At 55.1% G+C, this 13,290-nt stretch carries 12 protein-coding genes and 1 other RNA gene; 10 read left to right on the top strand and 3 right to left on the bottom strand.

The window, feature by feature from the left end; all coding sequences use genetic code 11:
• The first annotated feature begins 15 nt into the window (after positions 1-15).
• From ACTQ3V_RS11355 to rpoD, 9 genes are all read left to right on the top strand, one after another.
• Entirely contained in the window at positions 16-672 is a 657-nt protein-coding gene (locus ACTQ3V_RS11355) for an HAD family hydrolase (protein ID WP_441467597.1), read from the top strand.
• Between the two features lie 113 nt (positions 673-785).
• Complete coding sequence (locus ACTQ3V_RS11350; RefSeq protein ID WP_441467596.1) at positions 786-2,174, top strand: MATE family efflux transporter; 1,389 nt, start codon at positions 786-788, stop codon at positions 2,172-2,174.
• Positions 2,171-2,629 carry an S-ribosylhomocysteine lyase gene (locus ACTQ3V_RS11345; protein WP_441467595.1) on the top strand — a complete coding sequence of 153 codons (459 nt, stop codon included), beginning with the start codon at positions 2,171-2,173 and terminating at the stop codon, positions 2,627-2,629. Before ACTQ3V_RS11350 ends, ACTQ3V_RS11345 begins: the two co-directional genes overlap by 4 nt.
• Positions 2,630-2,717: 88 nt before the next feature.
• A complete protein-coding gene (gene rpmE, locus ACTQ3V_RS11340) occupies positions 2,718-2,921 on the top strand; it encodes a 50S ribosomal protein L31 (RefSeq protein ID WP_031475830.1) in 204 nt (67 codons plus the stop codon).
• A gap of 108 nt (positions 2,922-3,029) precedes the next feature.
• Positions 3,030-4,316, top strand: a complete 1,287-nt coding sequence (gene hflX, locus ACTQ3V_RS11335; RefSeq protein ID WP_441467594.1) for a GTPase HflX — start codon at positions 3,030-3,032, stop codon at positions 4,314-4,316.
• A gap of 35 nt (positions 4,317-4,351) precedes the next feature.
• Complete coding sequence (locus tag ACTQ3V_RS11330; protein WP_441467593.1) at positions 4,352-4,987, top strand: IMPACT family protein; 636 nt, start codon at positions 4,352-4,354, stop codon at positions 4,985-4,987.
• 102 nt (positions 4,988-5,089) lie between these two features.
• The gene (locus ACTQ3V_RS11325; RefSeq protein ID WP_441467592.1) at positions 5,090-6,091 is read left to right on the top strand and encodes a deoxyguanosinetriphosphate triphosphohydrolase; all 1,002 of its coding nucleotides are present in this window, start codon (positions 5,090-5,092) and stop codon (positions 6,089-6,091) included.
• 33 nt (positions 6,092-6,124) lie between these two features.
• Positions 6,125-7,891, top strand: a complete 1,767-nt coding sequence (gene dnaG / locus ACTQ3V_RS11320) for a DNA primase (RefSeq protein WP_441467591.1) — start codon at positions 6,125-6,127, stop codon at positions 7,889-7,891.
• Positions 7,888-9,120 carry an RNA polymerase sigma factor RpoD gene (gene rpoD / locus ACTQ3V_RS11315; RefSeq protein WP_441467590.1) on the top strand — a complete coding sequence of 411 codons (1,233 nt, stop codon included), beginning with the start codon at positions 7,888-7,890 and terminating at the stop codon, positions 9,118-9,120. Before dnaG ends, rpoD begins: the two co-directional genes overlap by 4 nt.
• A 166-nt stretch (positions 9,121-9,286) precedes the next feature.
• On the opposite strand, the gene ACTQ3V_RS11310 is transcribed toward rpoD, so the two are convergent.
• The gene (locus ACTQ3V_RS11310) at positions 9,287-9,661 is read right to left on the bottom strand and encodes a TM2 domain-containing protein (RefSeq protein ID WP_441467589.1); all 375 of its coding nucleotides are present in this window, start codon (positions 9,659-9,661) and stop codon (positions 9,287-9,289) included.
• 163 nt (positions 9,662-9,824) lie between these two features.
• Positions 9,825-10,168: RNase P RNA component class A (rnpB, locus tag ACTQ3V_RS11305), an RNA gene on the bottom strand.
• 105 nt (positions 10,169-10,273) lie between these two features.
• Here rnpB and murD point away from each other — a divergent pair.
• Positions 10,274-11,635: a UDP-N-acetylmuramoyl-L-alanine--D-glutamate ligase gene (murD, locus tag ACTQ3V_RS11300; protein ID WP_441467588.1), complete on the top strand. Its 1,362-nt coding sequence runs from the start codon at positions 10,274-10,276 to the stop codon at positions 11,633-11,635.
• A 47-nt stretch (positions 11,636-11,682) separates the two neighbouring features.
• Here murD and ACTQ3V_RS11295 read toward each other — a convergent pair whose 3' ends face one another.
• Positions 11,683-12,999, bottom strand: a complete 1,317-nt coding sequence (locus tag ACTQ3V_RS11295) for an MATE family efflux transporter (protein WP_441467587.1) — start codon at positions 12,997-12,999, stop codon at positions 11,683-11,685.
• Between the last annotated feature and the right edge of the window lie 291 nt (positions 13,000-13,290).

Raw genomic sequence — 13,290 nt, 5'->3', positions numbered from 1 at the left:
CCGGGAGGAAAAAACATGCACGAATTTAAGGGTGCGATATTCGATATGGACGGCACGCTGCTCGATTCCATGCCGGTGTGGAAGCGGCTGACACAGGGCTATTTGGCGGAGTTCGGGCTGACGATTACAGACGAGGAGTATGCGGTGTGCGAGGGATTTTCCCAGCCACAGGTGGCTCAGTATTTTGCAAACCGCTATCCGGAGCTGCCTGGCGGCGCGCCTGGACTGATGGAGGGAATGGATCGGCTGATTACCACACGCTACGAGACGATCGCCAAGCCGAAGGACGGTGTCATCGAATTTCTTGACGGACTGCGCCGCCGCGGGGTGAAGATGGCGATTGCGACGCTCACAGCGCGCCGTCATGCGGAAAAGGCGCTGCGTGACCGGAATATGATGGGATATTTTGAGTTTATGCTGACCATTGAGGATGTGGGCATTTCCAAGTATCAACCGGATATTTATTTAAAGAGTGCGGAGAAGATGGGGCTTGCGCCAGCCGATTGTATCGTATTTGAGGATGCACCCTACGCATGCGCCACGGCCAAGCGTGCAGGATTCCGGGTTTGCGGTATGGTGGAGCCTGCCTATGCGGCGGGGGAAAATGAACTGCGTTCGGTCAGTGATTTTGTAGTGGAACAGTCATATGACGAATTGTGCGGAAAACTGTAAGAAAGGGCTTGCAATCTCGTTTTTAATCCCGTACACTATATAGCGAGAGAAAAAAAGGCGGCTGCGCCGGACATGTTCCGGTGCGGCTTCATTTTGGTTAGGGGGAATGAATTTTGGAAGAACAAAATAAGATGGGTACGGCGAGCATGGGGCCGCTGATTTTCTCCATGGCACTGCCTGCGATGATCTCTATGATCATCAATGCGCTGTACAATATCGTAGACAGCATCTTCGTTGCGCAGTATTCGCAGAGTGCGCTGGCGGCGGTTTCGCTGGTGTTTCCGCTGCAAACGCTGGTTGTGGCAATTGGCGTGGGCACCGGCGTGGGCGTCAATTCGCTGATTGCGCGTCGACTGGGTGAAAAGCGCCGTCTGCATGCAAATTCGGCGGCAGAACACGGCATCGCGTTGTCCGTGATTGGCGGCATCGTGTTTCTCGTGCTGGGCTTTGGCTTGTCAGGTGTGTTCGTGCGCGCGTTCGGCGCGGCGGAGGATGTTACCGTGCAGGCCATTCAGTATTCGCATATTGCGGTTGGCCTGAGCATTTTCGTTATGATTTCCATGATGTGCGAAAAGCTGCAGCAGTCGACCGGCAATATGATTATCCCGATGTGTCAGGGTTTGGCAGGTGCAATCATCAATATTATTCTGGACCCGCTGATGATTTTTGGTATTGGTCCGTTCCCGGAGATGGGCGTGCGCGGCGCGGCGCTGGCAACCGTTATCGGACAGATTTTTGGTATGCTGATCGGATTGTGGGGCGTATTTGTCCATCAAAAGGTTCTGCAGGTGAAAATGCAGGAATTCAAGTGGCGCATCCAGACGGTCAAGGATATTTACCGTGTCGGTCTGCCGGGCATTGTCATGCAGAGCGTAGTGTCCGTGATGACGGCGGGCATGAATGCAATCCTGATTGGGTTTTCGCAGACTGCGGTCAATGTGCTGGCAGTATATTTCAAATTGCAGACCTTTGTGTTTATGCCTGTGTTTGGCTTGAACCAAGGCGCGCTGCCGGTCATGGGCTACAATTACGGTGCGCGCAACAAAAAGCGTCTGTTCGGCGCGTATAAAATCACACTTACCGCTGCTGTCGTTATCATGTTTATCGGTCTGCTCCTGTTCCAGATCTTTGCGGAGCAGATGCTGATGATGTTTGTGGACCGCACCGACGCGGCTGCGATCGACGATATGATCTCGGTCGGTATACCGGCCCTCAAGACCATCAGCTTGTCCTTCCTTGGCGCGGCCTTTGGCATCATCAATTCCACGCTGTTTCAGGCGACTGCCCGCGGCATGAACAGTTTGATTGTATCGGTCTGCCGTCAGCTCGTCATCATTTTGCCGGCGGCATGGCTGCTCGGCCAGTGGAAGGGATTGGATGCCGTTTGGTATTCGTTCCCGATTGCGGAAATCGCTGCATTTTTCATTTCGTATGTGCTGCTATGGCGTGAGTATTGCACAGAATTGCAGTATCTTGGAGCTGAAAAGGAGAGAATAATATGAAACGTATTGCAAGCTTTGAAGTCAATCATGATAAGCTCAAACCGGGCATGTATACCTCCCGCATTGACGGAGATGTGACAACCTATGATATCCGCATGGTGTATCCCAATGCGGGTACCTACATCCAGCCTGCGGCGGGACACACATTCGAGCATCTGTTTGCCACTTATGCGCGCAACTCGCGCTTTGCCGAGCATATCATCTATTGCGGGCCCATGGGCTGCCAGACCGGATTTTATTTTCTGGTGCGGGATTTGACGCCTGCGGACGCCATTGAACTGGTGCGCGAGACGATGGATTTCGTTGCCGCTTACGAGGGCGAGATTCCCGGCGCGAGCCGTATCGAATGTGGCAACTATCTGCTGCATGATTTGGCGGGTGCGAAGGCGCTGGCTGCATCCATGATTCCGGTACTGAAGGACTGGACGGAAGAAAATTTGGTATACGAAAAATAATGCTTGCATTTTGTCGCGTAATATGGTATCATATCCTCACGACTGCAAGAGAAATTTTGTGATTTCCCGTGGAAAGAGGTGAAACAACATGAAACAGGGCATCCATCCCGAGTACAAGCAGACCACGATCCGCTGTGCCTGCGGCAATGTCATTGAGACCGGCTCCACTAAGGAGAATATCGTCGTTGACGTTTGCTCCAAGTGCCACCCCTTCTTCACGGGCAAGCAGAAGCTGGTAGACACCGGCGGACGTGTTGATCGCTTCAAGAAGCGTTTCAATCTGGACAAGTAAGAGAAAGCCATCGAAACGGTTGCTGAAGAAGCGCGTTTCGGTGGCTTTTCCGTTTTAAACCCGCCCGCCCACATGCGGGCACGCCCCCGAGAGGGGAGGAATAACACAATGACTGAACTGGAAAACAAAACGCAGGCTGAGCGCGCGGTGCTGGTTGGGCTGTCCTGTCCGTCGTTCAATGCGCAGCAGGATGCGGATGAGCGCACGATGGACGAGTTGCGCGCGCTGGCCGAGACTGCGGGCGCGGAAGCGGTCGCGATGACCTTGCAGCGCCGTCCCGCGCCGGACGCGCGCACCTTTATCGGCGAGGGCAAGGCAGAGGAAGTGCGGCAGCTCGCGGAAGCCAATGAGGCGACGCTCGTGCTGTTTGACAACGAGTTGTCGCCGTCGCAGACGCGCAATCTGGAGGAACTGACCAAATGCACCGTGCTTGACCGCTCGGCGCTCATTCTGGACATCTTCGCGCAGCGCGCCCGCACGGGCGAGGGCAAGCTGCAAGTAGAGCTTGCGCAGTATCAGTATATCCTGCCGCGTCTGGCCGGTATGTGGACGCATCTGGTGCGCCAGACCGCGGGCGGCGGCAAAAGCCCGATTGGTACGCGCGGCCCGGGTGAGACGCAGCTTGAGACCGACCGCCGTCACATCCGCAAGCGTATTGACAAACTCAAAGCGGAGCTGGAACAGGTGCGGCAGGTGCGCGCGGTGCAGCGCCGTCATCGGAAAAAGACCGAGCTGCCGTTGGTTGCCATTGTTGGTTATACCAACGCGGGCAAGTCCACGCTGCTCAATCAGCTGACCGGCGCAGGCATTGAGGCCAACGACCGCCTGTTCGATACGCTCGACCCGACCACGCGCAAAAAGCGCATTTCGGACACGCAGGAGATTCTGCTGAGCGACACGGTCGGCTTTATCCGCAAGCTGCCGCATCATCTGGTCAGTGCGTTCAAGGCGACGCTCGAGGAGCTGGCGTATGCCGACCTTTTGCTGCATGTGGTGGACGTGTCGGACGAGGATTGGCGCATACAAGCCGAGACGGTCGAGGGCGTTATCGCACAGCTGGGGGCGCAGGAAATCCCGCGCCTGATGGTTTACAACAAGGCGGATAAGTGCGCGCCGGAGGCGCTGCCGTTTTTCCGTCCGGATGAAGGCGTTGCCATTTCTGCTAAGACCGGCGAGGGCATGGATGCGCTGCTGGCGACCATTGAGCACGCGCTCGGGCGTGGAAAGCATCGCGTCAAGCTACTGATCCCCTATGCGGACGGTGCAGTGCTCGATATGCTGCACCGGGAGGCACAGATGGAATCGACCGAGTACGCGGCGGAGGGTACGCTGGTCGAGGCGATTGTGGACGATAAGACTTACGGCCGTGTGGCGGCCTATCTGGTCGAGGAATAACGCGCAAACAAAGCTGCGCAAAACGGGGATACACCATGGAAAAGGACTATTTTGTGCCCTTTGCCGCGTATGGCGAGGATAAATTTGAAGGAAAACGCTCCAAGTTCACCGGACGGCTGTGGCGCGTGGAGACAGCGGAGGAAGCGGTTTCACGCATCAAGGAAATGCGCGAAACCTACTGGGATGCAACGCACAATTGCTATGCCTATATCCTGCGCGAGGGCAATGTTATGCGCTATTCGGATGACGGCGAGCCGCAGGGCACGGCGGGCATGCCGATTCTGGATGTGCTACGGCATGAACAGCTGGAAAATTGTCTATGCGTGGTCACGCGTTATTTCGGCGGCGTACTGCTGGGCACGGGCGGGCTGGTGCGCGCTTATACCAAGGGCGCGCAAATCGCGGTCGCGGCGGCGGGCGTGCAGCGCATGAGTTTGTTTTCGGTTGCGCTGATTGCGTGCCCATATAACCTATATGAAATGGTGCTGCATCTGCTGCCGGATTACGACTGCGCTGCGGAACAGACCGATTTCGGGGCCGATGTGACGCTGACGGTGACCTTGCCCGCAGGCGGGGAGGAGCGGCTCAATGCCGCGCTTGCCGAAGCGACCGCAGGACAGGTGTACGCTGAGGTGATGGAAACGCGCTTTATGGGAAGACGTGTAAAATAAAGTGAAAAAAATTGCCCTGAAAAAAAGGATTTTGCCGATGGAGTCGGTATACAACAAATAGACGAATTTTTTGATGACAGAAAGCGGGGAGGCGCGCACCGTATGACAATCCGGGAACAGCAGGAGCAGCGGGAGCACTTAACGCTGGCGCCATGGGCGACCTTTGCGGATGGTTCGCAGGGACGGCAGCGCGAAATGGAGCCGTGTGCCTATCGCACCTGCTTTCAGCGCGACCGTGACCGTATCATTCACTCCAAGGCGTTTCGGCGGCTCAGCCATAAAACGCAGGTGTTTATCTCACCAGAAGGGGATCACTACCGCGCCCGCCTGACGCATACACTGGAGGTGTCGCAGATTGCGCGCACGATTGCGCGCGCGCTGCGGCTCAATGAGGATTTGACCGAGGCGATTGCACTGGGGCATGATCTGGGACACACGCCGTTCGGTCATGCGGGCGAGCGTGCGCTGGCGGAGGTGTGTCCGTTCGGGTTTCGGCATAATGAGCAGAGCCTGCGCATGGTGGATTTGATTGAGGACTTAAATCTGACGCAGGAGGTGCGCGACGGCATCATCTGTCATACGGGCGCGAAAAAAGCGGACACGCCCGAGGGGCGCATTATCCATTATGCCGACCGCATTGCCTATATCAATCATGATATTGACGACGCGATGCGCGGTGGTCTTATCAAAAGCGCGGATATCCCGCAGTATCTGCGCCGTAGACTGGGGGACAGCCACGGTAAGCGCATTGATACCATGGTTACGGCGATGATCGAATACGGAACGGCGCATCAGGAAATCGGCATGGATGAACAGGTGCATGATGATATGATGGAGTTGCGCCAGTTTATGTTCGACCATGTGTACCATGGCGCTGGGGCCCAGCGTGAGGAGATGCGCGCCAAGACGATGCTGCGTGGTCTGTATGAATACTTTGTAGCCCATCCGGACGAGCTGCCGGGGGATTATTTTGTGCTCATGACACGCGGGGAGCCGCTCGAGCGCGTGGTATGCGACTATATCGCGTGCATGACCGACCGATACTCGATTTCGGTTTACACAAAATTATTTATTCCGAAGAGCTGGAATAAGATTGAAGGGTAAAAAATCCGGCTATCCTACAAAGGAGGTGGGCGAATGGCGTTTGACCGTGTATTTCTGGATGAATTATCCGCGCGAAACGATATTGTGGATGTCGTGTCCCAGTATGTGCATCTGAAAAAGAGCGGCGCAAATTATTTTGGCCTTTGCCCCTTCCATAATGAAAAAACGCCGTCCTTTTCGGTTTCGCCGGATAAGCAGATTTTTCACTGCTTCGGCTGTGGCGCGGGCGGTGGGGTGATTACCTTCACCATGAAGGCCGAAGGATTGGAGTTTCCCGATGCGGTGCGCTATCTGGCCGCACGTGCGGGAATGGAAGTGCCTGAACAGGGGGAGGCCGATCGACAGGCAGCCCGCCACCGCGACCGGCTGTACGCTTTGTGTAAAGATGCGGCGCGGTTTTACTATGATACACTGTGGAAGCCGGAGAACCGCGTGGCACAGCAGTATTTTCTCGGGCGCGGCTTGCACCGGCGCACGATGAACCGATTTGGGCTGGGGTACGCGCCCGACTCGTTCCATGCGTTGCTCGATGCGATGACCGCGAAGGGCTATACGCGGGAAGAGATGCTGGACGCAGGGCTGCTCAGCCGCAGCGAAAAGGGTCATGTATACGACCGTTTCCGCGGACGCGTGATGTTTCCCATCATTGATGTGCGCGGCAATGTGATTGCGTTCGGCGGGCGCGTACTGGATGATTCCAAGCCCAAGTATCTCAACTCGCCCGAAACGCCGATTTTTCACAAGAGCCGCAATCTGTTTGCACTTAATCTGTCCAAGACCACGAAAAACGGGTATTTTATCCTTGCGGAAGGCTATATGGACGTGATTGCGCTGCATCAGGCGGGCTTTGACTGTGCGGTGGCCTCGCTCGGCACTTCGCTGACCGAGGAGCAGGCGCGCATCATTGCCCGACATACGGAGCGCATCGTGATTTCCTACGACGCGGACAGAGCGGGGCAGGCGGCGGCGCAGCGCGCGATTGACATTTTGAAAAAATGCGATTTGCAGGTCAAGGTGCTCAAAATTCCGGGCGCGAAAGACCCGGATGAGTTCATTAAGACCAAGGGGGCGGATGCGTTCCGCGCGCTGATCGAGCGCAGCGAGGACCACAACGCTTACCGACTGGAACAAATTGCAGCGAGATACGATTTGGAAGATGACGAGGCGCGTGTGCTGTTTCTGCGAGACGCGGCGCGTATGCTTGCTGGTATTGAAAGCAGCATCGAGCGAGAAGTATACGCGGGGCGCGCGGCCAAGATGGCGGGCGTGACGGCCGAGGCGATGAACGTAGAGGTGCGGCGCGAGCTGAATATCCGGCGTAAAAGGCAAAAGGCTGCTGAGCGGCGCGAGATTCGCTCGCCGGTCGTTATGGCGCAGCCTAAGGACCGTACGCTTGCCTATACGGATGTCAAATCCGCCAAGGCCGAGGAGAACGTGCTGCGGCTGCTGTTCTACGATCAGAAGCTGGCAGCGGGATTGGAAAAAGAATTGCCGCCGGCGTGGTTTTCCGCGCCCGTGCTGCGTAAGATATATGAGCGCGTGCTCGCGCTCGACCGGGAGGGCCAAATGGTGGATATCCTGTCCTTTGAGGGATGGCTGGAGGCAAATGAGATGAGTCTGCTCTCCGCCATTCTCGATCAGGGCATCCCACCGGGCGAACACCGACAGGAAATGCAGGAATACATAAACACGATACGAATGCAGCGCGTCAGAGAAGGGAAGATTACCGAAGAAGGTGAGGACCCGCTGCTGACCTTTGGACGAATAAAAAAACAAAACGCGGGAGGACAAACGATATGACGACAACGGGCAATGCAAACGCACCGGAGCATGCAGTAGACCAGCAGCAGGTGCTTAAGGACCTGCTGGCGCTTGGCAAGAAGAATGGACGGCTGACGCTCAAGGAGATTGCGGATGCACTGAGCCAGCTGGATATGGAAAGCGATGATATTGATAAGCTGTATGAAACGCTCGAAACCATGGGTGTTGAGATTGAAACGGAAGGCGTATTGGAAAAGGCGTTGGGTGATGACGACGACGAGGTGTTTGAGCCGGACAGCGTGGAGGAGGTTCCGGAAGAGGAGCTGATTGACACCTCCGCGATGGCGGAAACCTTTGCCATTGACGATCCGGTGCGTATGTACCTTAAGGAGATCGGCAAGGTCGATTTGCTCTCGCCGGAGGAAGAGGTGACGCTGGCCGAGCAGATGCAGAAGGGCAATGAGGCGGAGGCCCGTATTGAGGCGGAAGGCGATGCTATCCCGGCGGAAGAGCGTGTACAGCTGGACCGCGATGTGAAAATCGGCGAAAAGGCGAAAAAGCGTCTGGCCGAAGCAAATCTCCGTCTGGTGGTTTCGATCGCCAAGCGGTATGTCGGCCGCGGTATGCTGTTCCTTGACCTGATTCAGGAGGGCAATCTTGGCTTGATCAAGGCGGTTGAGAAATTCGACTCGACCAAGGGCTTTAAGTTCTCCACCTATGCGACATGGTGGATTCGTCAGGCGATTACGCGCGCGATTGCGGATCAGGCGCGCACCATCCGTATTCCGGTGCACATGGTGGAAACCATCAACAAGGTCATCCGCGTGTCGCGTCAGCTGCTGCAGGAGCTGGGGCACGATCCTAGTCCGGAGGAAATTGCCAAGGAAATGAGCATGCCGGTCGACCGTGTGCGTGATATTCTCAAGATTGCGCAGGAGCCGGTGTCGCTTGAGACGCCGATCGGTGAGGAGGAGGATTCCCACCTGGGCGATTTTATCCCGGACGATGACGCGCCCGAACCGGCCGAAGCGGCATCCTTTATGCTGCTCAAAGAGCAACTGGTTGAGGTGCTCAAGACGCTTACGCCGCGTGAGGAAAAGGTGCTGCGCCTGCGCTTCGGCATTGAGGACGGACATACCCGCACGTTGGAGGAAGTTGGCAAGGAGTTTAACGTCACGCGCGAGCGTATTCGCCAGATTGAAGCAAAGGCGCTGCGCAAGCTGCGTCATCCGTCGCGCTCGAAAAAACTCAAGGATTTCCTCAATTGATTCTGAAAAGCAAGCGTCTCCTAACATTTAGACTATATTTCACTGGGGTGTCAGATTTTTTTCTCATCAGTAATAGCATAATAAAAAGGGGTACTGACTAAACGTAAAACGTTTAGTCAGTACCCCTGTCCCGCGCTGGTGTTACAATACCGGGGCGGGATTTTTTTTATTTGAGAGGAAATCCTGCTTTATCACGAAAGGAGCCAACCAAAATCAAGATGAAATCAATAAGTGCGCCGATACCGAAAAATCCCAATGTAATCAGCCATATCAATCCGGTACCTATTTTCCCTACGTAAAACCGATGAATACCTAAAAAGCCAAGAAAGAAGCACAAAACGGCCGCGACAATCTTGCTTTTATATGGATAGGCCATACCTGCGTTATTTGTATTGTTGTTGACGTTATTAATGATGATTGGTGGCATTTGCGCTGAAGCTTGTTGTGTCTGACCTGTTTCGGAAACGGTTGTAGGTTCGCCGCATGTAGGACATACATTGGCCGAGTTCTCTAATTGTGTGCCGCATTTTTTGCAAAACATTCATATCCCTCCAAAATTGACAAAATGTGCTAATTCTGATAAAATATATCTAAAGGAAGGCATTGCGCAGCGTGTGCTTTCTGTAAGACCGTCAAGGGGTAGGAGCCTTGACGGTCTGTTTTTTTTCATGTCTATTTGCTATTATAACTGATGTTTGTTAAATGGTATGACTGGTGCGTAAGCCGGGTTCTGTCGTGGACGGTCATCTATCTGGGACGCGCGTTGCCGCGCGCCTCAAGCCGCCAGTTGAGACGGTCGGGCAAACCATGGTCCCTGTCGGCGTTGCTGCGGATAGAGTTTACAGGCCCCCCGTGTCACCACGGGGCGCGGTGAGCTCTTACCTCGCCTTTCCACCCTTACCTTACCGGCGTGATTACACCGGTAAGGCGGTATATCTCTGTTGCACTATTCCTGGGGTCGCCCCCGGCGGACGTTATCCGTTATCCTTGCCCTGTGCAGCCCGGACTTTCCTCATGCCGTCAGGCACGCGACCGTCTGCACCAGTCACGACATTCAGTATACAACAAAAATGTGCCATCGTCAAACCAGACTTGCCAAACAGATAAAAATACTGTATACTGTAAGCTGTGAAAAAGGCGGTGTACGCATATTATGACAGCTTTAGAACAATATTTTGGTAGCCTATCGGATAAGAGGGTCGGGGTTATCGGCGCCGGAGTGAGCAATATGCCTCTCATTCGGATGCTGCGTGCAGCAGGCGTGCGGGTAACCGTGCATGACAAAAAGGATCCGACTGAACTGGGCGACGGCTACGCCACACTGGCCACGCTGGGCGTGGATTTTGTGCTGGGGGAGCATTATCTGGATGCGCTGGATGAGGATGTGATTTTCCGTACGCCGGGCGTGCATCCACGCTTTTTGGAAAAAGCGCGTGAGCGTGGCTCGGAAATCACCAGTGAGATGGAACTGTTTTTTGCGGTTTGTCCCTGTCCGATTATCGGCATCACAGGTTCGGACGGCAAAACCACCACCACGACGCTCGTCAGTGAGATTTTAAAGCACGCAGGCTATACCGTGCACTTGGGCGGCAATATCGGGATACCCTTGCTGCCGCGGGTCAGCGAAATGAAGCCGGAGGACCTTGCGGTGGTGGAGCTTTCCTCCTTCCAGCTGATGGGGATGAAACATTCGCCCCATGTGGCGGCAATCACCAACCTGACACCCAACCATCTGGATTACCACAAGGATTTCGATGAATATGTGCAGGCCAAAACGGCAATTTATCGCAGCCAGACAGAGGATGATCGTCTGGTGCTCAATCTGGACGATGAGGTCACGCGCACACTGCATGCTTCGGGCAATTTGTTCTGCACCAGCAAAAAGCAGGAGCTGGCCAACGGTGTGTTCCTTAAAGATGACGTTATCTTTATTGCGGAAGGCGGTGTGCGGCGTGAGCTGATGCCTGCAGCGGATATCCGAATTCCGGGCGCGCACAATGTCTACAACATGATGATGGCCGCAGCAATCGTGCAAGGCTATGTCTCGGATGACGATATCCGGGAAGTAGCGACCACTTTCGGCGGTGTGGAGCATCGCATTGAGTTTGTGCGCGAGAAAGACGGCGTGAAGTATTACAACGATTCGATTGCCTCCAGTCCGACCCGTACCATTGCAGGACTGGAGTCCTTCCAGCAAAAGGTGATTCTGATTGCGGGTGGTTATGACAAGCATATCCCGTATGATGTGCTGGGTGAGCCGATTTGCGAGCATGTCAAGTTGCTGCTGGTTACCGGTGCGACCGCGCCGAAAATCCGCGAATGTGTGCTGGCGGTGGAGGGGGATCATCCGACCATTCTTGAGGTAGAGAATCTCGAATCGGCCGTACGTGAAGCGGCGGCGCGTGCCGAAGAGGGCGATGTGGTTATCATGAGCCCCGCAAGCGCGTCCTTTGACCGCTTTAAGAATTTTATGGAGCGCGGCAAGCTGTTTAAATCGCTGGTCAATGCGCTGTAACAGAACCAAAGAAAATCAGGCCCTCGGCAACTGCCGAGGGCCTGATTTTATATTTTGCCGGAAGTGAACGCATGCCGGACGCATACAAGGGTCACAATGGCGGTTACGGCCTCCACTGCGGGGAAAGCGGTCCACACACCGGTGACACCGAATAAAGCTGCCAGTGTAAATAGTATGGGTGGAATTGCTGCCACGCCACGCACCAATGAAATGGCAAAGCCGACAGCGGTTTGGCCCGAGGCGCTGAAAAATGTTGCCGATACGATATTCAGCCCAGCGCACCAGAAGCCGAGAAAGTAAACACGCAAGCCGGGCACTGCGTAACCTGTTAACACCGGATCCCCAGCGCTGTTGAATGCTGCGGAAATGGGGACGGCATAGGTGCATATCAGCACATATATCACGGTCGCGATGCCCAGCGCGGTGAGGATGCCATAGCGGAACAGGCGGCGCAGGGCAGCATGGTCACCTTCGCCGCTGCTGCGGCTGACCAGCGGCTGCATACCGGTGCTCAGGCCCTGAAAGATGGCGATGGCGACAAGCGCCAGATTGGCAATAATGCCGTAGGCGGCAACGCCGGTGTTGCCCGTCAGGCGCAGCAGAACCAGATTAAACAGAAGCAGTACCACGCCCGAGGAGGCTTCGCCAATCAGGGAGGACAGGCCGGGCGCGCACAGCGCGGGCAGTGCGCGGACCTGCGGACGTATACGCAGCAGATGGAAGCCGCGCGATGGCTTGCGCAAATGGCCGATTTGCAGCATGATGCTGATGATGGGGGAGACACCAGTGGCAAGCGCCGCGCCGAACATCCCCATGCCGAGCGGGAAGATAAACAGATAGTCGAATACGATATTGGACAGGCTACCGATGACCATGCCGCGCATGGCGCGTCCCGGGTCGCCATCGTTGCGCACAAAGGCAAGCAGCACATTATTCATGACAAAAAAAGGCGAAAAGCTCAGCAGCGTACGCAGATAGACGCTGGTCAGTGAAAAAGTTTGCGCGTCTGCGCCCAGCAGACGGACAAGCGGCGCCGCGCCGAATATACCGAGCAGCAGAAACAGTACGCCGATAGCGAGGCCGAGAAAAACTGCATGCGTAAAGGCGCGGTCGGCGCCGTGCGTATCTTTCTGCGCGCGGCAGATAGAAAACTGTGTCGCGCCGCCAACGCCGGTCATCAGTCCCAGTCCGTTGAGCAGATTGAATGCGGGAATTGCAATATTGAGCGCGGCAAGGCCGAGCGCGCCCGTACCGAGGGAAACAAAAAAGGTATCGGCAAGAATATAGCAGGAAATGCCAATCATACCGAGCATATTGAGCGACGTATAGCGGCTGAATGTGCGCAGATTTGCGGTTTTGTTCATGGGTTTCCTCCTAAGACAGAAAAGAGCGTCAGCCTTTCCATCTTCAAAGGCCTACGATGGAAAGAATGACGCTCAAATTTTTATCCGGCGATAAAAACTCGGGTGGATGCACTTTGCGAGTTTCAGTATAGCATGGGGAAAAAAGTCTGTCAAGCGGGAAGAAAAACCGCCCTGCACCGGTTTGTAGGAGTACAATACATCTTGGACAGTTGAATAAAAAAGGGATGAAGGATAAGGCCTCATCGGTTAAAGTTGAGTTGCTACACTTAACTTGACGAGAGGGGGCCATAT

This window comes from Candidatus Agathobaculum pullicola (assembly GCF_052117205.1).
Lineage (GTDB): Bacteria > Bacillota > Clostridia > Oscillospirales > Butyricicoccaceae > Agathobaculum > Agathobaculum pullicola.
Note: the sequence above shows the minus strand (reverse complement) of the source record. Positions and strands in the feature narration are given on the sequence as shown.